Source organism: Alteromonas mediterranea DE, from assembly GCF_000020585.3.
GTDB classification, from domain to species: domain Bacteria; phylum Pseudomonadota; class Gammaproteobacteria; order Enterobacterales; family Alteromonadaceae; genus Alteromonas; species Alteromonas mediterranea.
The window spans coordinates 4,042,617-4,062,591 of sequence record NC_011138.3; the positions used below are offsets into that span (position 1 = coordinate 4,042,617).

Here is a 19,975-nt window from a genome sequence, read left to right on the forward strand (position 1 = left end):
GACCTAGGCAGGCAACTGCCTAGGTCTTTTTATATTAAAAACACCCTTAAAAGCGTTGAAAACATGATTATTATTGATGACCTACTGACAAAAGACGAAGTGACTCAGTTTCGCCAGCAGTTAGCGAGTGTTCCCTTTAATGACGGGAAGAGCACGGCAATGGGTATGGCGGCAGGTGTTAAAAATAATGGTCAGGCAGACGCCCAAGACAGTCGCGTTCAGCAGCTTGCTAACGCGTTACTAAGTAAGCTGGGCAATAACCCTACCGTCATCTCAGGCGCGTTGCCTCAACGTATATTTCCACCTTGCTTTAACCGCTACAGCGAGTCGCAAACCTACGGCTATCACGTAGACGCCGCCATTATGCGTATTCCGAACACGCCAGATGTATTAAGAAGCGATATGTCGATGACCGTTTTCTTAACGCCTAAAGAAGACTATGAAGGCGGAGAATTAGTTATTCAAACCGGGTTCGGGGAACAAAAAGTTAAGTGCGATGCCGGAAGCGCCATTTTATATCCCTCATCGAGCCTCCATAAAGTCACGCCCGTCACGAAAGGCGAGCGCATCGCGGCCATTACATGGATACAAAGCATGGTGAGCGACCAGCAAATGCGTGAAACCCTTTTCCAGCTTGATCAAAGCATTCAATCATTGGTTAACGTAGGCACCGCAGAGCGAGAGCAGCTTGATGGACTTCATCATGTTTACCATAACTTGGTCAGAAAGTTTTCTCAGGTTTAACCGCGATTAAACTCAAGCACAATCTGACACAAGTACTATCGCAAAAGTTTTCTTGAGAGCGAACGAAATAAACACCTAGTCAACAAGGTCTTATACTAAAGGTGTAGCGAGTTGTATATTACTGAGTTTATTCTATGACTAATACCAATCCGCATAGATAAGTGCCCACTCAGAAGGCGCTGGCAAGTTTCCTAGCAAAGCGTGGGAATGCAGGAATGGCTGCTCCCTTTCAAATTCCCAGAATGAAGCTAGGAAGCTTGCCAGACCTTCCCGAAGGGCGAGTTTAAAATGTCCGTACTCTTTGTTGTGTCACCTTGATGTAGAGCCACTATACCTGCGGTAACACGCCGCGATTACGAACATTTTAACTCTCGCTGAGTGGGTAATTATCTATACGGACTGGTATAATTCAATCGATGCTCTCTTTTAACCCTAACCTTTGTGGTACTTGGATGAAATATAAGACACTTTTTACCGCCCTTCTTCTTATGGCTTGTTCAGGTATGGCCTTAGGACAAAATGCCCAAACCGCTAGCTTTTCTATCACGCTGAATGATAGCGATGGTGAGCCTGTCGATAACGGCGTATTTCTATTTGAGCCGCAGTTTGAGGTGGATGAGCATCAAATGCCACACCAAAAGCCAGCCGTAATGAATCAAATAGATAAACAGTTTGAACCTCACGTGCTTGTGGTAAAAGCGGGTACTGAAGTGACTTTCCCTAATGCGGATAATTTGTTTCACCACGTCTATTCATTTTCACCTACGAAACAATTCGAACTAAAGCTTTATAAAGAGTTTACGGCAGAGCCTTTACGCTTTGAAAATGCAGGTATTGTGGATATTGGCTGTAATATTCATGATTGGATGTTAGGGTACATTGTTGTATCCGACTCGCCGTATTTTGGAAAAACCAATACAGAGGGGCAATCTTTAGTCTCGCTACCCCACGGTGAATACACCGTCCGTTTTTGGCATCCCGAAGTGGAAGGTGAAAAAGCGCTCCCTCCACAGTCCATTTCTGTGTCTACCGATACTCAAGTAACATGGGCGCTTAATACAACCATAAGCCTTGACGATGAGTTTGATTCAGCTTTCGGCGACTATTAAATGCGACTTGCCACTGGCGCATTCACATCACTTTAAGCTAAAAAAGCCGAAGCTTAACCTTTGGCAACCTCGACTAGATCAAATTTTGTTTCACTGTCACCTTTAACCATAACCTGGCATTGCCCCCAGCTCTGTGGAATATGCCAAACATGAGCCTCGGCTACGGTGAACTTTTCTCGGTGAGAGTCACAGCGCACTTCTACAGTATCAAGTTCGCCCTGTATGTTATTAAAAGCAAACTTGTTTCTTACCAGCGTGTGAAACCAACGTCCATTGTCCCCTATGCTCACAGGTACCTTTAGGTTATTTTCAGAGGCAATTGATGTTTCGATCTTTTTTATAATTGCAGCGATCTCGTCAACGCGCGCTTGTTGCTCTTCCATTTCTTGAAGTGTGCTGTACGACTTTAACGCCTCCGCATAGTGCCCGCGCTGAGCATCCAGAAGGATTTTTCTTTGAAGCGCGTAAGCCACGTAGTCGTCATCAAACACGGCATTGTTAAAGCGCTTTTGTCCATTGCTAGCAAGCAACCGCGATAAGCTTTTCGCTTCCCTTTCGATGTCGCCTTTAGCACCTGCAATCTGTGATTCCAAGCTCAGCAACCAAGCATTCTCGTAACGATTTAACGTATCCCAACTTGATAGCTCTTTAAAAGCTTCGTCTGCCGCTTCAACATTACCCGCTTTAAATATCTCATCTACGTTTTTATACGCTTTAATAAATTTACGTGTGGCGCCCGTTTTTCCGACTAAGGCGAAATCCATTTGAACAGCTTGGTGACATTGCTGAGTAGGTTCACCGTCCTTTATTGCTGGATTATACTGCCACTTCTTAACGGCTGATAGCGCACTGCGCTTAAAAGAGGGGCTTCCGAAAAAGTCTTCTACCACAGGGTCTTTCACTCTGCCTTCCTCATCAATAACGTAGCTCAGCCTAACCCAGCCTTCACGGCCTTTTCTCGCTGCAGAAGAAGGATATCTAGGGTCAACGCGCTCTAACGGGGTCGCAGGTTTAAATGCACTTATCCGCTCCACTTCGTTAGTCTTGGCTTCTGCTAGTGCTTTTTCTTCAACTTCATCACAGGGAATGCTGAGTTCTTGGGCTACTGCGCTGGTTGCTAAAAGCGACGTAAACAGTGTTGCCAAAACGAAAACCCGCTTGTTTTGCTTAGCAGTATATATTTGCGTATGAGAGAAGGAATTGCGTTTACTTTTCCATTGTACTGCTTTCATATAAATCATCCTTAATCATGGGTTTGTACATCATTACGCCTATTCCACTAGCTTAGTTTTTTTTCGATGAGTTCTCAAGAGACGCATCGGGCACATTTTTAATCATCATCTGCTCTTTGCGTTTCGTCATCATCTTGGCCAGCCGGCGCATGCTTACTGTGGTGTCTTTCTCGTCAATAATATCTACGCCTAACAAACGCTCAAGCAAATCTTCAAGGGTTAGCACCCCTTCCAAGCCGCCGTACTCATCCACTACCAGCAGCATGTGTACGTGCTTATTGATAAAGTGTTCGAACGTTACCGACAAGGGCATAGTGTTAAGTACCGTGACCATATCTTTAGCATATTCAGAAAGCGGCTTCTCGGTATTGCCCCGCGCCTGTGCCACCAGTAAATCTGAGCGCATAACAAAGCCCGTAATGTTCTCTGAATCTTTGTCTTCAAAAACGGGAATACGGGAAAACTCTATATTGGCGTGCTTATGAAAAAACTCCTCTACTGTCATGGTCTCGCAGACTTTGAACAAGGCGGTTCGGTGGGTGATTGCATCCTTTATTTTAAGCTCATGCAGGCTCAGCAAGCTTTGTAAGAACGCCGCTTCATGGTTAGCAAGTTGGCCTTCTTGCCCTGATAATTCAGCCATAGCATGTAGCTCGCTGCGACTTAAGCCTCGAAATGGGCTGTCTTCCTTAAACCCTTTAGTCATAAGCTCTGACATTTTCACAAACGGCATGAGAATAAGCGAAAGGTACTTAAGAAAATAAGCCGTAACCGGAGCCAACGTACGCCAGTATGTTGCCCCTAGTGTTTTAGGAATAATTTCCGAGAAAATAAGGATAAGCAGCGTCAGTACAGCTGAGATCACGCCTAAATATGCATCGCCGAACACCGCTGCTGCCTGGGCGCCAGCCCCCGCCGCACCCATGGTATGAGCGATAGTGTTCAGCGTTAATATAGCCGATAGCGGCGTATTTATATTATCAGTTTGACTGCGCAATAGCGCGCCGCTTGGTTTGCCGTCTTTCTCCAATACCGAGATATACGCTGACGAAACACTCAGAATTACAGCCTCTGCAATGGAGCACAAAAAAGAAAAGCCCAGTGCAATGAAGACGTACACAATAAGTAAAAGCATGTAGTTGTTCCAAGCGTCCTTGTAGGTTAAAACGCATTTTAGTTTTAATAAGTTGAGCGACTATTATGGATAATAGAGCGGGATATACAAGCGCTCTGTTCACGACAAGTGAGCGCCTGTATCGAAAATGGGAAAGCGCACAGTATAGCCTAGCTGCAACACGCCGAGTGATGCGAGTGATTTTGGCGATAATTCTGCAGTTTTTTAACTCCTAGTCTTAGCATTAAACCAGCGAGTAAAACGGCACAAATGCCGTAAATAACTTGCACATTAGCACCGTGCTCGTGCATGTGACTTTGGGTTTTTATCATCGATGCTAAAGAGAATGACGAAACAAGCTGGTTTAGGGCGTAGCCAAACCCAATGCTGGCAGACATAACGCTAAACAAATAAAGTATTAAGGTTCGTGCGCCCATTTCCTGCTTTATCATGCCCATTGTCGATACGTTTGTTGCTGGGCCTGCCATTAAAAATACCAACACGGCGCCTGGCGATAGCCCTGCGGCAAGAAAGCCAACCGCGAGCGGTGTTGAAGCCGTCGCGCATATGTACATTGGAATACCTATCAGCGCCATTACCAACATGGCAACAAGTCCATCTCCCCATTGCGTTAAGAAGTCGGTAGGTACCCAAGTTTTAATGGCTGCCGCTAGCGCTAAGCCAATTAACAACCAAACGACGATGTCTTCGAGTAGCTTTCCACTTGCGTACGAGAGCACCTTTGTCACTTTTGAACTATTTGTACCCAGAGCCCCTTGCGTGGTGTTTACATCATTGTGGCTATGCCCTTTGTCACTCGCACAGCAACTCGCTTCAAGCTGAGGCTCTGGTTCTCGCGCTGTTTTTGAAGAACAACATGATGAGGTTTCATTCGTCGACAGCGGTTTCGTTACTTGCTGTGCGGTTACATCGCGCTCTGCAAAAAAACGTACCATCAAGCCTGCGTAGATTGCGCTGATAATAGCCGCGATTGGCCTTACGATGGCGTAAAGCGGGCCGAGTAACGCATAAGACACTGAAACACTGTCTACGCCAGTTTCTGGTGTAGACACAAGAAATGAAATGGTAGAGGACTTTGATGCGCCACTGCGGCGCAAACCGAGGGCAGCAGGAATAACGCCACATGAACATAGCGGTAAAGGCGCACCGATCACCGCCGCCTTACTAATAGAGCTAAACGAGGCGCTTCCCATGTGCTTTTCTAAAAAAGAGACAGGCACAAGTTCGTGCATAACCCCGGCCACCAACAAACCTAAAAGCAGCCATGGCGCAGATTCAACGAAAAGCGCTAGGAAATTTTGCCCAAGTAAAATGATATCTGACACTGTGCCTCGCTTGCTATTTTAACCTAAGGTAGCTTTACCCCTACGACAAAATAACGATGTTTAAATTCATAGTGAATAATAACAGATATGACGTATGACAGAAAATCAACTAAACCGATTAGTCTGATTAAACGTGCGTAAAAATGGCCAGTACAAATGTACTGGCCGAATGTTGACTGTCTCGTGAGTGTGCTTTTAAACCCCGAGGTCAACCATGAAAAATAATATCGGTGCCCATTTAATTATTGGGCTTGTTATTCTTGTGTGGCCTTGTTCTGCGACTCCTTTTTAAGCTTAGAGACTACAGAGAACGCTTCTAGCATTACAAGTACTGAGACAACGAGCACAACTGCGTCTAAGAACACCAACAAGTAGTTACCTTCTACGTAGTACTCTTTAAGCTTTATCAGTCCAGCGAAGAAAGCCATGATCAACACAAATACCATGGGTATAAGCGTATACCTTGCAGGACGTCCTAACTTAATCAACATCACTGATATAACCAATAGGGTAAGACTAGCTAGAATCTGGTTGGTCGAACCGAAAAGAGGCCAGATGATCATACCGCCGCTTCCTGAAGCACCGCCTGCACCAAATGCGAGTAACAAACAGCATCCCACTGCAAGTAGCGTTGCTACCACACCGTTTCTAAGCGCTTTGATTGAGTAGATATCGCCCCACTCTTGTATAATGTAACGCTGAAGACGTACACCAGAGTCCATGGTGGTACCGGCAAATAGCACGACCATTACCGCAAGTATCGTTGAAGAGAAATCTACCGGTAGCCCCCAGCCTTGCTGTATAAGGTTCGCGCCACCTGTGATAAACGCGCCAACGCTGCCAGCGCCTAAGTGACTGTATACTTCATGCCACTCTTCTGGTGAAGCAGCAAAGGCGACGCCACTTACCGCAACAATAGTAATAAGCGCAAGTGAGCCTTCGCCTACTGCGCCTAAATACCCGACAAAACGTGCGTCTGTTTCTTTATCAAGCTGCTTCGAGCTGGTACCTGATGACACTATGCCGTGGAAGCCAGACACAGCACCACAGGCAATGGTAACGAACAACAAGGGAATAATACTTGGTGAGTCAACTGCAGTTTGCATGTTAAACGCAGGGGCCGTGATATCCGGCATAGCAAAAAATACGGCGCCGTAAAGTAAGAATAAGCCAACAAGCAATTGCATACCGTTAATGAAATCACGAGGCTGCAGTAGCATCCAAACAGGAAGCAAAGATGCAATGGCCGCATAAACAAAGAGAATAATTATCCAGTTTGCTTTATCGGCTAAGCCAAACATGGTTTCCGGCAAGCTGAGTGGAATATAACTCCCTGCATACACAGAAGCGTATAAAACAAAGATTCCCACAATACACAGTGGAATGAGGCTGAAGTTACGCTTAAGTAACTGACCTATAATGAGTGCTACAACAATTGCGGTCCAAGCTGGAAACACCGCGTTTGGTTGGGAAACAAAAGAGTTAGCAATAACAACACCGAAAACGGCATTTACCATTAAAAGAACAAGGAAAATCACTATCATAAACAGTGCCCGAGAGCGTTTTCCTATGACACTTTCAGACAGCGCCCCCATGGACTTTCCTTTGTGCCGGGCACTTGCCCATAAGGCGCCCATATCGTGAACACCCGCGAACAAGATAGTACCGAAGACCACCCAAAGCACTGCGGGAACCCAGCCCCAATAAACGGCGATGGCAGGCCCAACAATGGGGGCCGCTCCAGCAACAGAAGTGAAATGGTGCCCCCACAGCACCACTTTGTTAGTGGGCACAAAGTCCACCCCATCTTGCATTGTGTGGGCAGGTGTTACAAAACTATCATCCAGCTTGAATATACGGTTCGCTATGAATTTCGAATAGACGAACCAACCAAACATCATTCCAATGATGCCCAGTATTACAATGGCAATAGACTGCATCTTATTATCCTACTGTCGTTTTTCGTTATTTAGTCTGTCGTTCTTAATTAAACCATTTGTCGCTATGGCTTGCCTTCATTGTAAGACTAAAGTCTAAGCAAGGAGCAGTGTTTTATTACTCTTCCTACCACTTTGCGCTTTTCGATTAGAGATTGAGGTTTTAACAAGTGTGAAAATTGCTCTTCATCTCAATTTTTGATCAATTAAGAACACAACTCTTTAAATAAGATGCATTCTCGTTTATAAATACGCTTCCTTTTTTCTAGTAGACAAAACAATGGCATCACCTAAATTTCACATGGCTTTTCGTAAATATCACCGTTGGCTGGGCTTTTTTCTTGCCGGTATTATGGGTGTGTATGCAGTAAGCGGCATTCTTCTTATTTTTCGACCTACTGATATTTTGAAGTATGAACAAACGCAAACACGGCAATACGAAGCCAATCTTTCAGGTGTAGAGTTACTGCCCTTACTCAAGATGCGAGGCAGTAAAGTCACCAGTGAAAATGCCGATAAAGTTGTGCTTAATTATGGGGAGTATGACAAAGATACGGGACTGGCGGTAATAACTAAGAAAGACTACCCCATAGTGCTTTCAAAAATGGTGAAGCTTCACAAAGCCACTAACAACAGCCCTTTGTTTTGGCTAAATATTAGCTTCGGCTTGGGCTTGCTGTTTTTTGTGATTTCAGCTTTTCTCATGTTCATACCTAAGCTTCCAATGTATAAAAACGGGCTTAAAATTGCCGGTATTGGCGCTGTCGTTACCGTATTAACCGTGATCTTTGGCTCTTAATTGAAAAATGTATAGCGTACGCATATCTACATATATGCGTACTTAGCTAGTCACAAGTAGGAAAGAAAAAACGACTTCATTAAATGATAGGTCGTTTCCGACTCAGGTGTCTTATAAAAAATCAGATATTCAGCGTGAGACAAACCTTCGAAAACTTCTAGCTGCGTAACGCCTTTACTATCCCTTATAGCGCGATTAACCCTAACCGTATCACTTAAAAACAGGTCTCTGGTGCCGGTAACCAGGAAAGTGGGAGGGAAATGTCCGAATGAACCGTAAAGTGGCGATATAGCAGGGTCAGTCAATGCTTTTTTGCCCGCGTATAACTTAGCGGCAGCTTCTAACTGCCCATCATAAGTCACCAGCACATTGTCTATACCCTCGTTTGTGTAAAGAGAATCGCTGGTTTTGGTAAGATCGGCCCAAGGGGTACCTGCATAAACCGCGTTCGGTAAAGGTGTTTCACTTTTAATGAGCGACTGTACCAGTGACAGCACCAAGCCACCTCCAGCAGAGGTTCCCCCTACGAATATATTCCCCTCACCAGCTTGGTCGAGTAAAGCATTGTAAACTGCCACTACGTCATTCAGTGCAGCTGGAAAAGGAAACGTTGGAGGCATTCTATAATCAACGCTGTACACCACGATGCCTAACCTTTCAGCAACGAGCAGCCCTTCTTCGATACTAGGCAAACCGCCAAACAGGACAAAAGCACCGCCATGAATATCTAAATAAACTTTATCTTTAAACTCCGGCGTAATCACTTTAGGCGTCAGCTTGCGCACGACTACATCATTTAAGTTCATAAGCTCAATATCTACATTAAGCGCTTTCTTCATCTTTTTGATTTTTTTCTTTTGCTCGCTATTTCTAGCGTGAACATAGTTTCTCCACGCTTCATTAGTACCAGGCGTACTTGCTTTTACCTCTTCTTTCGTGAAGTGCGAGAACGCTGAGATGCTGTTTATCAGTGCCTCACTGGCTGCTTGGGGTAATGGCGGCTTGTTATCGTGCATAGGGTCTGTAGTCGCTAATGTAATAGGAGCAAAAGAGAATGTAAGTACGTACATTAGCATGTGTATATACTTCATAATGCACTAGCTCCTAAGATTGGTGAGTAATTATCTATGAGACGTTAAGGTACGTGAAGAGTGCTGTAGGCGCAAAGCTTAGTATAAGTAGCAACTTCAATTACTCGCATTCATCCGCTTTTCGAAGGTAGATTCATCTTATCTGGTGTTTTTGAAAGTTCCCGCATTAAGTACAGGTTATATCTAGATTGCATTTTGCTATGCTAGATTATAATTTAGTCACTACCGCTCGAATTATTACGATTTTTTTCACAAGCGAAGGGATACTACATCGCTTGCGTTAACTAATAATAAGTACATAACCTTAGGGATTAAGATGAAAAACTTTTCTATACACAAACTCCTGTTCTCATTAGGACTCGCTGTATCTTCGGTAACCACTGTTGTTGCCGACACTGATAGCCAAACGTCCGTTTGGAAAGTGTCTAATGGTGAAGATGCCGTATATGTAGGCGGCACTATCCATATTTTACCTATTTCTGAATTCCCCCTGCCGAGTGAATTTACCGATATTTATGAGCAAGCAGACACATTAGTTTTCGAAGCCAAAATGCCAGACCCATCAGATATCGAAGGTCAGAAGAAAATGATGGCCGGGCTCGCGTACGCAGAAGGCAAGTCTCTCAAGGATGATGTTTCAGAAGAAACCTATCAGGCGCTTAATGCTTATTTAAGTAACTTCGGCGCTACTGCGGATCAGTTAGCTCGATTTAAGCCAGGTATGGTTGCATCAATGCTAGTTGCTATGGAAGCACAACGCTCACAGATGGCAGGGCAAGGTGTAGATGCCTATTTTATGCAGTTAGCTGCACGTGATGGTAAGGCAAGCGAATACCTAGAGTCACTAGATTTTCAAATCAACATGCTCGCGAACATGGGTGCCGGTGAGGAAGATCGCCTTATATCTGAAACATTGGAAACCTTACCAGAGCTAGAAGACATGCTTAAAAGTACCATAAAAGCTTGGAGAGAAGGCGACACTGAACAAATTGATGAGTTGGTGGTAGATACATTCAAACGTGAATCTCCTACCTCTTATGATGATGTGTTTACCAAGCGTAACCAAAATTGGCTTCCTCAAATCGAAGCGATGTTCGGCGATGAAGACCAAGAGTTTGTTTTAGTAGGCGCTGGACATTTAGTGGGTGATGACAGCGTAATTGCCCTATTAGAAGCTAAAGGTTACAAAGTAGAGCAAATGTAACTCGACCTTGGCTCAGAAACAATAAAACTAAAGCTAGGCAAATGCCTAGCTTTTTTATGGCGAGTAAAGGGAGTGAGTGTATGCCCTCTGAATCCCTACACCGCAGGGATGCGGAGTAGGAGCTCTTACTTAAAAGCTGGGATGGCTTTACGGCGTGTTATTCCCTTCCCCTAAAACTTCTTGCTATGCCGATTAAGGAGGGAGTGAAGCCCCATCAAAAACTGATCGCTGCATGGATGCAGCTGCGAAGCCCCCATTGATGGCTTTACGGCGTGTTCCTTCCTTCTCCGTATAGGCTCAATAGATGCAAAAGGGGGCGCTTGTTCACTCTAGAACTCTCAGCTGCATGGAAGCAGCTGCGAAGCCGCTAATACAAAAGCACGGATGGGTCCACGGCGTGTTACTTCTTCTCCCCCTCAAATGTTTTGATATGCTTCGAGAAGGGAGTGATTGTTGTGCCCTCTGAAACCCTACACCGCAGGGACGCGGTNTCGGAGCCCCCATGGATGGGTTTACGGCGTGTTTCAGAGGGCACAACAATCACGAACTAAATCGCAGGCATAAAAAAAGCGCACCTGAGTGCGCTTTTTTTGGCTTATGTTGCTAAGTCTAGATTAGTCTAGGATCTTAGATACAACACCAGCACCTACTGTACGACCACCTTCACGGATTGCGAAACGAAGACCTTCTTCCATCGCGATCGGAGCAATTAGCTCAACTTTGAATTTAAGGTTGTCACCAGGCATTACCATTTCTACGCCTTCTGGAAGCTCTACAGCACCAGTTACGTCAGTTGTACGGAAGTAGAACTGTGGACGGTAGCCTTTGAAGAATGGAGTATGACGACCACCTTCATCTTTAGACAGTACGTATACTTCTGCTTCGAAGTTAACGTGTGGAGTGATTGAACCAGGCTTAGCTAGTACTTGACCACGTTCAACTTCATCACGCTTAGTACCACGTAGAAGAACACCAACGTTCTCACCTGCACGGCCTTCGTCAAGAAGCTTACGGAACATCTCAACACCAGTACAAGTAGTCTTAGTCGTATCTTTGATACCTACGATTTCTACTTCTTCACCAACCTTGATGATACCTTGCTCAACACGACCCGTTACAACAGTACCACGGCCTGAGATTGAGAATACGTCTTCAATTGGAAGGATGAACGGCTTGTCGATTGCACGCTCTGGCTCTGGGATGTATGAATCAAGCGCTTCACCAAGCTCGATGATTTTCTTTTCCCACTCTGCGTCGCCTTCAAGCGCTTTAAGAGCTGAACCTTGGATAACTGGTAGGTCATCACCTGGGAATTCGTATTCGTTAAGAAGTTCACGAACTTCCATTTCTACTAGCTCTAGAAGCTCTTCATCATCAACCATGTCACACTTGTTCATGAATACAATGATGTAAGGGATACCAACCTGACGACCAAGTAGGATGTGCTCACGAGTCTGTGGCATAGGGCCATCAGTCGCAGCTACTACTAGGATACCACCGTCCATCTGAGCAGCACCAGTGATCATGTTTTTAACGTAATCAGCGTGTCCTGGGCAGTCTACGTGTGCGTAGTGACGAGTAGGAGTATCGTACTCTACGTGTGAAGTAGAGATGGTGATACCACGCGCTTTCTCTTCAGGTGCGTTATCGATTTGATCGAACGCCTGAGCAGAACCGCCGTAAGTTTTAGATAGAACTGTAGTGATAGCTGCAGTTAGCGTAGTTTTACCATGGTCAACGTGGCCGATTGTACCCACGTTTACGTGGGGTTTCGTACGTTCAAACTTTTCTTTTGCCATTTTTCTCGTTTCCTAAGTTAAAAGTCCGACCCACCAATAGACCGGACCGAACCTTCATTTAGATTAAATTCTAGATTCAATAATAGCCTGCGCCACATTGTTAGGCGCCTCAGAATAATTGAAGAACTCCATTGAGTATGAAGCACGACCTTGTGTTTGTGAACGCAAATCAGTTGCGTAGCCAAACATTTCTGAAAGCGGCACTTTTGCACGTATTATTTTAACACCTGCTACGCCATCTTCCATACCTTCGATCATGCCGCGACGACGATTTAAGTCACCGACTACATCACCCATCCAGTCTTCTGGAGTAGTCACTTCAACTTTCATTGTGGGTTCAAGTAACACCGGATTTGCTTCTGCGGCGCCTTTTTTGAAACCCATAGAGCCGGCGATCTTAAACGCCATTTCAGAAGAGTCAACATCGTGGTATGAACCATCAAACAAAGTAACCTTCACGTCAAGTACCGGATACCCTGCAAGAACACCACTTCGCATCTGCTCCTGAATTCCTTTATCGACCGCTGGGATGAACTCTTTTGGTACAACTCCACCGACGATTTCGTTCACAAATTCGTAGCCTGAACCTTCTTCCTGAGGCTCAATGCGCAACCATACATGACCAAATTGGCCACGGCCGCCTGACTGACGAACGAACTTCCCTTCAACTTCAACAGATTTACGAAGGGTTTCGCGATAAGCAACCTGTGGGTTACCTACGTTACATTCAACTTTGAATTCACGCTTCATGCGGTCGACAATGATATCTAGGTGAAGTTCACCCATACCTGAGATTATCGTCTGCCCTGTCTCATCGTCAGTTTTCACTTTGAACGACGGGTCTTCCGCTGCAAGTTTACCTAGGGCAATGCCCATTTTTTCTTGGTCAGCCTGAGACTTTGGCTCTACCGCAATTGAAATAACTGGGTCAGGAAACTCCATGCGCTCCAACGTAATAACGTTATTAGGGTCGCAAAGGGTATCACCCGTGGTTACATCTTTAAGGCCGATGGCCGCTGCAATATCACCTGCGCGTACTTCTTTAAGCTCTTCACGGTCTTTTGCGTGCATCTGCACGATACGACCGAAGCGCTCGCGTTTACCTTTCACCGGGTTGTATACAGTATCACCCGTATTTACGACACCTGAATAGCAACGGAAGAAGGTTAACGTACCTACAAATGGGTCAGTCGCTATTTTAAATGCTAGTGCTGAGAATGGCTCGTCGTCGCTTGAATGACGCTCTGCTTCTGTCTCGTCTTTATCGTCAAGTACACCGGTAATGGCCTTAACTTCAGTAGGAGACGGAAGATATTGAATAACAGAGTCGAGTACTGCCTGAACACCTTTGTTTTTGAAGGCGCTGCCACAAGTGGCAAGAACAATTTCGTTGTTCAGTGTACGCGTACGAAGGCCTAAACGGATTTCTTCTTCGGTCAGTTCTTCACCTTCCAAGTACTTATCCATCAGCTCATCAGATGCTTCTGCTGCCGCTTCGATCATCTCGGTGCGGTACTGCTCAGCCGTATCTAAATATTCAGCCGGAATGTCTTCATAGGTAAATGTCATACCCATGTCTTCTTCATTCCAGTTTATGGCTTTCATCTTCACAAGGTCGATGACGCCATGGAAATTCTCTTCAGCGCCCATGTTGATTTGAATCGGAACACAGTTTGCGCCTAAACGTTTGCGGATTTGACCCACAACACGTTCAAAATCAGCGCCAGCCCGATCCATTTTATTAACGAACACAAGGCGTGGCACTTCATATTTGTCAGCCTGTCGCCAGACTGTCTCTGATTGAGGTTCTACCCCAGAAGACCCACAGAAAACTACAACTGCACCGTCTAGCACACGCAATGAACGCTCTACTTCGATAGTAAAGTCTACGTGCCCAGGGGTGTCGATGATGTTAATTCTGTGCTGATCGAACTGTTGCTCCATACCAGACCAGAAACAAGTTGTCGCAGCAGACGTGATAGTAATACCACGCTCCTGCTCTTGCTCCATCCAGTCCATGGTAGCAGCACCATCGTGCACTTCACCGATTTTGTGAGACAGTCCTGTATAAAACAGAACACGCTCTGTGGTCGTGGTTTTACCCGCGTCCACGTGAGCCACAATACCAATATTGCGATAACGCTCAATCGAGGTCTTACGAGGCATAAATCTCTCTCAGTTAAATAACGTTGATTACCAACGGTAGTGAGCAAACGCTTTGTTTGCTTCGGCCATGCGGTGAACGTCTTCACGTTTCTTAACCGCTGAACCTTTGTTGTCTGCTGCGTCTAACATCTCAGCCGCTAGGCGTTGTGCCATAGACTTTTCGCCACGTTTACGTGCAGCTTCTACCATCCAACGCATACCTAGCGCGTTACGACGAACTGGACGTACTTCAACTGGAACCTGATAAGTTGAACCACCAACACGACGAGACTTAACCTCTACTGTTGGGCGGATGTTATCAAGCGCTTCCTCGAAGATATCTAGGTGTGCTTTGCCGGTTTTTTCAGCAACAATATCAAGCGCACCGTAAACGATTCTTTCAGCGACTGACTTTTTGCCGTCGAGCATTACGACATTCATGAATTTCGCAAGCAGTTGTGAACCAAATTTTGGCTCTGGTAGGATTTTACGTTGACCTACGACTCTTCTTCTTGGCATTTTCTATTCTCCGTATGAATTCAGGGAAAACCCAAAACTCTTAAACTTCAGTTTGGCCTTACTAACGGAGAACCGTTATGACTTAGGCTTCTTCGCGCCGTACTTAGAACGGGCTTGTTTACGATCGTTTACACCTGCGCAGTCAAGAGTACCGCGAACTGTGTGATAACGAACACCTGGTAGATCTTTAACACGACCACCACGGATAAGTACTACACTGTGCTCTTGTAGGTTGTGACCTTCACCACCGATGTATGAAGAAACTTCAAAACCGTTAGTTAGACGTACACGACATACTTTACGTAGTGCAGAGTTTGGTTTCTTAGGCGTAGTAGTATATACACGAGTACATACACCACGTCTTTGTGGACAAGCTTGTAGAGCAGCTACGTTGCTTTTTTCAACGGGCTTTCTACGCGGCTTGCGCACTAACTGGTTAACTGTTGCCATTAACTAGCTCCTGATTAAAAACTACGAAAACCCAATCACTGCGACTGGGTCCATATTAATGCGATTAATCTATTAATCGCTCTTCTTTGTGAACATTGTGCTCGTCAATATTCACTGAGCGCTGATACGAAAAACCGCGACCGTTTATCGAGCCATTTGATGGCTATCCAAAATCGGGTCGCGGAATATTAAAGATCATCGCTCTGACTGTCAAGGTGTACAAAGCTTAAGCAGTTAATTTATCTGCAATCTGTCAGCCTGACATGCCAATTTGTTAGGAGTACGTTAACGTACTCCTATGATCTTGCCTTATTCGGCAGTATCTTCGTCTGCACCGGCATTAAGCGCTTCGGTTAGTGCCTGTTCTGCATCAGCGGCAGATACCGACATTTCTTCGATTTGCTCTTTGCGACGTTGTGCGCGGCGTTCGTGGTAAGCGAAACCGGTACCCGCTGGAATGAGTCGACCAACGATTACGTTTTCTTTCAGACCGCGTAGGTCATCTTCTTTACCTTGAACCGCAGCTTCAGTTAGCACACGGGTTGTTTCTTGGAACGATGCTGCTGAGATAAATGACTCAGTAGACAGTGACGCTTTAGTGATACCAAGCAGCTGTGTTTCGTACTGCGCTGGAATCTTACCGAGTTTTTCAATTTCACGGTTCGCCACTTTAACGTTCGATACTTCAACCTGTTCGCCTTCAAGGAACTGCGTATCGCCAGGACTAGTGATAACACACTTACGTAGCATCTGACGGATAACTACTTCGATGTGTTTATCGTTAATCTTAACACCCTGTAGACGGTATACTTCCTGAACTTCGTTCACGATGTAGTTTGCTACTGCTGAGATACCACGTAGACGCAGGATATCGTGTGGAGACTCTGGACCGTCGGCGATAACTTCGCCTTTTTCCACTTTCTCACCTTCGAACACGTTAAGCTGACGCCACTTAGGAATCATCTCTTCGTATGCATCACCTTCAGCTGGTGTAATTACAAGACGCTTCTTACCTTTGGTCTCTTTACCGAAGCCGATAGTACCTGAGATTTCTGCAAGAATTGCAGGCTCTTTAGGCTTACGTGCTTCAAATAGGTCCGCAACGCGCGGTAGACCACCGGTGATATCACGAGTCTTCGAGCTTTCCTGAGGAATACGTGCAAGCACGTCACCTTCGTTAGCTACTTTGCCTTCTTTCGCTTCAATCGTTGTGAAGCTTGGAAGACGAATTTCTTGAAGACCGAACTCGTCGCTTTCAAGAATTAGCTTAGGCTCTTTAGAGTTAACTTTAGCCAGGTCTTTAACTACGATACGGGTTAGACCAGTAAGCTCGTCTTGCTGCATCTCTGTGTTAGAGTCATCAATGTCTGCGAAGCTAATCTTAGCTGCACGTTCAGTGATGATTGGGTGACTATGCGGATCCCAGTTAGCAACAACGTCGCCAGCTGCAATAGTTGCACCGTCATCCACGCTAAGTACTGCACCGTAAGGTACTTTATAGCGCTCTTTCTCGCGGCCTTGCTCATCGATAACAGTAAGTTCTGTTGAGCGAGAAACGATAACCACTTTGCCGTCAGAATTACGTACGAATTTCGCGTTGTGTAGCTTAAGGCTACCCGCAGTTTTAACTTGTACGCTGTTTTCTGCTGATGCTCTTGATGCCGCACCACCGATGTGGAACGTACGCATGGTAAGCTGTGTACCTGGCTCACCGATTGATTGTGCTGCAATAACACCAACCGATTCACCGCTACCGACCATGTGACCGCGTGCAAGGTCACGACCGTAACACTTAGCACAAACACCGAAGTCGTTGTCACACGTGATAACAGAGCGTACTTGGATTTGGTCAACAGAGTTGGCTTCAAGCATGTCTACTAGCGCTTCGTCTAGTAGTACATTACGCTCTACCAATACTTCATCAGTACCAGGCTTAATAACATCTTCAGCAACTACACGACCTAGTACACGCTCGCGAAGTGGTTCAACAACGTCACCACCTTCGATTAGTGGTGTCATTTGAACACCTTCGAATGTGCCACAGTCGTCGTTAGTGATTACCAAGTCCTGTGCAACGTCTACTAGACGACGTGTTAGGTAACCCGAGTTAGCTGTCTTAAGTGCGGTATCCGCTAGACCTTTACGCGCACCGTGAGTTGAGATGAAGTACTGTAGTACGTTCAGACCTTCACGGAAGTTCGCCGTAATTGGGGTTTCGATGATTGAGCCATCTGGCTTAGCCATCAGACCACGCATACCTGCTAGCTGACGAATCTGAGCGGCACTACCACGAGCACCCGAGTCGGCCATCATGTAAACAGAGTTAAATGATTGCTGCTCTTCTTCTTCGCCATCGCGGTTAATTACGATGTCAGTCTTAAGGTTATCCATCATGGCCTTAGCAACTTTTTCGTTGGCATTTGACCAGATATCGATAACTTTGTTGTAACGCTCACCCGCGGTAACAAGACCGTTTTGGAACTGTTCCTGAATTTCGATAACTTCTGCTTCTGCCGCGTCGATGATTTCTTTCTTAGCAGCAGGGATTACCATATCGTCGATACCAACTGACGCACCCGCGATCATCGCGTAGTGGAAACCGGTATACATGATTTGGTCAGCAGCAATTACTGTATCTTTCAAGCCTAGCGTACGGTAGCAAGCATTCAATAGTCTTGAAATCTGCTTTTTACCCATGGCTTGGTTGATGATTTCAAACGGTAGACCCTTTGGAAGGATCAATGAGAAAATTGCACGACCAACAGTAGTGTCAGTAAGCGTTACTTTCTCAGTTTTGTTGCCATCTTCATCGATGTCGTACTCAGTAATACGTACTTTAACGCGTGAGTGAAGCTCCGCATTACCTGTACGGTATGCTTTTTCTGCTTCATTCGGGCTGGTAAATACCATGCCTTCGCCTAAGCCGTTTACTTTGTCACGCGTCAGGTAATAAAGACCTAATACAACGTCCTGTGAAGGTACGATGATTGGCTCACCGTTCGCTGGCGACAGGATGTTGTTCGTTGACATCATAAGTGCACGTGCTTCTAGCTGTGCTTCGATCGTCAACGGTACGTGTACCGCCATTTGGTCACCATCGAAGTCGGCGTTATACGCCGCACACACTAGCGGGTGAAGCTGAATCGCTTTACCTTCGATTAGTGTAGGTTCGAATGCTTGGATACCCAAACGGTGAAGTGTAGGTGCACGGTTAAGTAGTACCGGGTGTTCGCGGATAACGTCATCTAGTACGTCCCAAACCTCTGGTGCTTCGCGCTCTACAAGCTTCTTAGCTGCTTTAATTGTTGTCGCAAGACCACGACCTTCTAGCTTACCGTAGATAAACGGCTTAAATAGCTCAAGTGCCATCTTCTTAGGAAGACCACACTGGTGAAGACGTAGCGTTGGACCAACGGTAATTACAGAACGGCCAGAATAGTCAACACGCTTACCAAGAAGGTTTTGACGGAAACGACCTTGCTTACCCTTGATCATGTCTGCAAGCGACTTAAGTGGACGCTTGTTAGAACCAGTGATCGCACGGCCACGACGTCCGTTATCTAGAAGCGCATCAACAGACTCTTGAAGCATACGCTTTTCGTTGCGTACGATAATGTCTGGAGCAGCTAGGTCTAGAAGACGCTTAAGACGGTTGTTACGGTTAATTACACGACGGTATAGGTCGTTAAGGTCAGACGTTGCAAAACGGCCGCCATCTAGTGGAACTAGAGGACGAAGGTCCGGTGGAAGTACCGGAAGTACCGTCATAATCATCCACTCTGGCTTGTTGCCAGACTGCTGGAATGACTCAAGCAACTTAAGACGCTTAGTAATTTTCTTACGCTTCGTTTCAGAGTTGATTGAAGGCAGCTCTTCACGCATAGCCGCAACGTCTGCGTCTACGTCAAGTACTGTTAGAAGATCGAATACTGCTTCAGCACCCATCTTCGCATCAAACTCATCACCGTGCTCTTCAAGTGCATCCAAGTACTCTTCTTCGTTAAGAAGTTGGCTGCGCTCAAGGGTCGTCATACCTGGCTCTGTTACCACGTATGATTCAAAGTAAAGTACGCGTTCGATATCACGAAGTGTCATATCAAGCATTAAGCCGATACGAGACGGAAGTGATTTAAGGAACCAGATGTGTGCAACCGGGCTAGCTAGCTCGATGTGACCCATACGCTCACGACGTACTTTAGTCAGTGTAACTTCAACGCCACACTTCTCACAGATAACACCACGGTGCTTAAGGCGCTTGTACTTGCCGCAAAGACATTCATAGTCTTTTACCGGACCGAAGATACGCGCACAGAACAGACCGTCACGCTCAGGCTTGAACGTACGGTAGTTAATTGTTTCAGGCTTTTTAACTTCACCGAATGACCATGAACGAATCATGTCAGGTGAAGACAGACCGATTCGAATATTATCGAATTCTTCAGTCTTGTTTTGTTGCTTTAGAAACTTTAATAAGTCTTTCACATTA

General features: G+C 45.6%; 14 protein-coding genes. 4 read left to right on the plus strand and 10 right to left on the minus strand.

What is annotated here, in order from left to right; all coding sequences use genetic code 11:
- The first annotated feature begins 63 nt into the window (after positions 1–63).
- Both MADE_RS17920 and MADE_RS17925 read left to right on the plus strand, forming a co-directional pair.
- Positions 64–744 carry a Fe2+-dependent dioxygenase gene (locus MADE_RS17920; RefSeq protein WP_012519835.1) on the plus strand — a complete coding sequence of 227 codons (681 nt, stop codon included), beginning with the start codon at positions 64–66 and terminating at the stop codon, positions 742–744.
- Positions 745–1,196: 452 nt separating this feature from the next.
- On the plus strand, positions 1,197–1,853 hold the full coding sequence (locus tag MADE_RS17925) for a methylamine utilization protein (RefSeq protein WP_012519834.1): 657 nt from the start codon (positions 1,197–1,199) through the stop codon (positions 1,851–1,853).
- Positions 1,854–1,906: 53 nt separating this feature from the next.
- Here the strand turns inward: MADE_RS17925 and MADE_RS17930 are convergent, their stop codons facing one another.
- The 4 genes from MADE_RS17930 to MADE_RS17945 all read right to left on the minus strand — a co-directional run bounded on the left by MADE_RS17930 (position 1,907) and on the right by MADE_RS17945 (position 7,485).
- Positions 1,907–3,085, minus strand: coding sequence for an energy transducer TonB (locus tag MADE_RS17930; protein WP_012519833.1), 1,179 nt, complete (start codon positions 3,083–3,085; stop codon positions 1,907–1,909).
- A 52-nt stretch (positions 3,086–3,137) separates the two neighbouring features.
- Complete coding sequence (locus MADE_RS17935) at positions 3,138–4,220, minus strand: CNNM domain-containing protein (RefSeq protein WP_012519832.1); 1,083 nt, start codon at positions 4,218–4,220, stop codon at positions 3,138–3,140.
- Between the two features lie 149 nt (positions 4,221–4,369).
- Entirely contained in the window at positions 4,370–5,545 is a 1,176-nt protein-coding gene (locus tag MADE_RS17940) for an SO_0444 family Cu/Zn efflux transporter (RefSeq protein ID WP_012519831.1), read from the minus strand.
- Positions 5,546–5,799: 254 nt separating this feature from the next.
- Complete coding sequence (locus tag MADE_RS17945) at positions 5,800–7,485, minus strand: carbon starvation CstA family protein (RefSeq protein WP_012519830.1); 1,686 nt, start codon at positions 7,483–7,485, stop codon at positions 5,800–5,802.
- Between the two features lie 277 nt (positions 7,486–7,762).
- Here MADE_RS17945 and MADE_RS17950 point away from each other — a divergent pair, with 277 nt between their 5' ends.
- Positions 7,763–8,281: a membrane protein gene (locus MADE_RS17950; protein ID WP_012519829.1), complete on the plus strand. Its 519-nt coding sequence runs from the start codon at positions 7,763–7,765 to the stop codon at positions 8,279–8,281.
- Positions 8,282–8,331: 50 nt separating this feature from the next.
- On the opposite strand, the gene MADE_RS17955 is transcribed toward MADE_RS17950, so the two are convergent.
- Positions 8,332–9,372, minus strand: a complete 1,041-nt coding sequence (locus tag MADE_RS17955) for an alpha/beta hydrolase (RefSeq protein ID WP_012519828.1) — start codon at positions 9,370–9,372, stop codon at positions 8,332–8,334.
- 316 nt (positions 9,373–9,688) lie between these two features.
- Between MADE_RS17955 and MADE_RS17960 the strand changes: the two genes are divergently transcribed.
- Positions 9,689–10,576: a TraB/GumN family protein gene (locus MADE_RS17960; protein WP_012519827.1), complete on the plus strand. Its 888-nt coding sequence runs from the start codon at positions 9,689–9,691 to the stop codon at positions 10,574–10,576.
- Positions 10,577–11,190: 614 nt separating this feature from the next.
- On the opposite strand, the gene tuf is transcribed toward MADE_RS17960, so the two are convergent.
- The 5 genes from tuf to rpoC all read right to left on the minus strand — a co-directional run bounded on the left by tuf (position 11,191) and on the right by rpoC (position 19,971).
- A complete protein-coding gene (tuf, locus tag MADE_RS17965) occupies positions 11,191–12,375 on the minus strand; it encodes an elongation factor Tu (protein ID WP_012519826.1) in 1,185 nt (394 codons plus the stop codon).
- 63 nt (positions 12,376–12,438) lie between these two features.
- Positions 12,439–14,541 carry an elongation factor G gene (gene fusA, locus MADE_RS17970; protein WP_015068300.1) on the minus strand — a complete coding sequence of 701 codons (2,103 nt, stop codon included), beginning with the start codon at positions 14,539–14,541 and terminating at the stop codon, positions 12,439–12,441.
- A gap of 27 nt (positions 14,542–14,568) precedes the next feature.
- Positions 14,569–15,039 carry a 30S ribosomal protein S7 gene (gene rpsG, locus MADE_RS17975; RefSeq protein WP_014980519.1) on the minus strand — a complete coding sequence of 157 codons (471 nt, stop codon included), beginning with the start codon at positions 15,037–15,039 and terminating at the stop codon, positions 14,569–14,571.
- Positions 15,040–15,114: 75 nt separating this feature from the next.
- On the minus strand, positions 15,115–15,489 hold the full coding sequence (gene rpsL, locus MADE_RS17980; RefSeq protein ID WP_014951037.1) for a 30S ribosomal protein S12: 375 nt from the start codon (positions 15,487–15,489) through the stop codon (positions 15,115–15,117).
- A gap of 309 nt (positions 15,490–15,798) precedes the next feature.
- Positions 15,799–19,971 carry a DNA-directed RNA polymerase subunit beta' gene (rpoC, locus tag MADE_RS17985; protein WP_020744432.1) on the minus strand — a complete coding sequence of 1,391 codons (4,173 nt, stop codon included), beginning with the start codon at positions 19,969–19,971 and terminating at the stop codon, positions 15,799–15,801.
- Positions 19,972–19,975 lie beyond the last annotated feature (4 nt).

Coding starts and splice junctions, on each gene's coding strand:
- MADE_RS17920 (WP_012519835.1), top strand. CDS start 64: ATGATTATTATTGATGACCTACTGACAAAAGACGAAGTGACTCAGTTT.
- rpsG (WP_014980519.1), bottom strand. CDS start 15,039: ATGCCAAGAAGAAGAGTCGTAGGTCAACGTAAAATCCTACCAGAGCCA.
- MADE_RS17955 (WP_012519828.1), bottom strand. CDS start 9,372: ATGAAGTATATACACATGCTAATGTACGTACTTACATTCTCTTTTGCT.
- MADE_RS17945 (WP_012519830.1), bottom strand. CDS start 7,485: ATGCAGTCTATTGCCATTGTAATACTGGGCATCATTGGAATGATGTTT.
- rpsL (WP_014951037.1), bottom strand. CDS start 15,489: ATGGCAACAGTTAACCAGTTAGTGCGCAAGCCGCGTAGAAAGCCCGTT.
- MADE_RS17935 (WP_012519832.1), bottom strand. CDS start 4,220: ATGCTTTTACTTATTGTGTACGTCTTCATTGCACTGGGCTTTTCTTTT.
- MADE_RS17925 (WP_012519834.1), top strand. CDS start 1,197: ATGAAATATAAGACACTTTTTACCGCCCTTCTTCTTATGGCTTGTTCA.
- fusA (WP_015068300.1), bottom strand. CDS start 14,541: ATGCCTCGTAAGACCTCGATTGAGCGTTATCGCAATATTGGTATTGTG.
- tuf (WP_012519826.1), bottom strand. CDS start 12,375: ATGGCAAAAGAAAAGTTTGAACGTACGAAACCCCACGTAAACGTGGGT.
- MADE_RS17950 (WP_012519829.1), top strand. CDS start 7,763: ATGGCATCACCTAAATTTCACATGGCTTTTCGTAAATATCACCGTTGG.
- MADE_RS17960 (WP_012519827.1), top strand. CDS start 9,689: ATGAAAAACTTTTCTATACACAAACTCCTGTTCTCATTAGGACTCGCT.
- MADE_RS17930 (WP_012519833.1), bottom strand. CDS start 3,085: ATGAAAGCAGTACAATGGAAAAGTAAACGCAATTCCTTCTCTCATACG.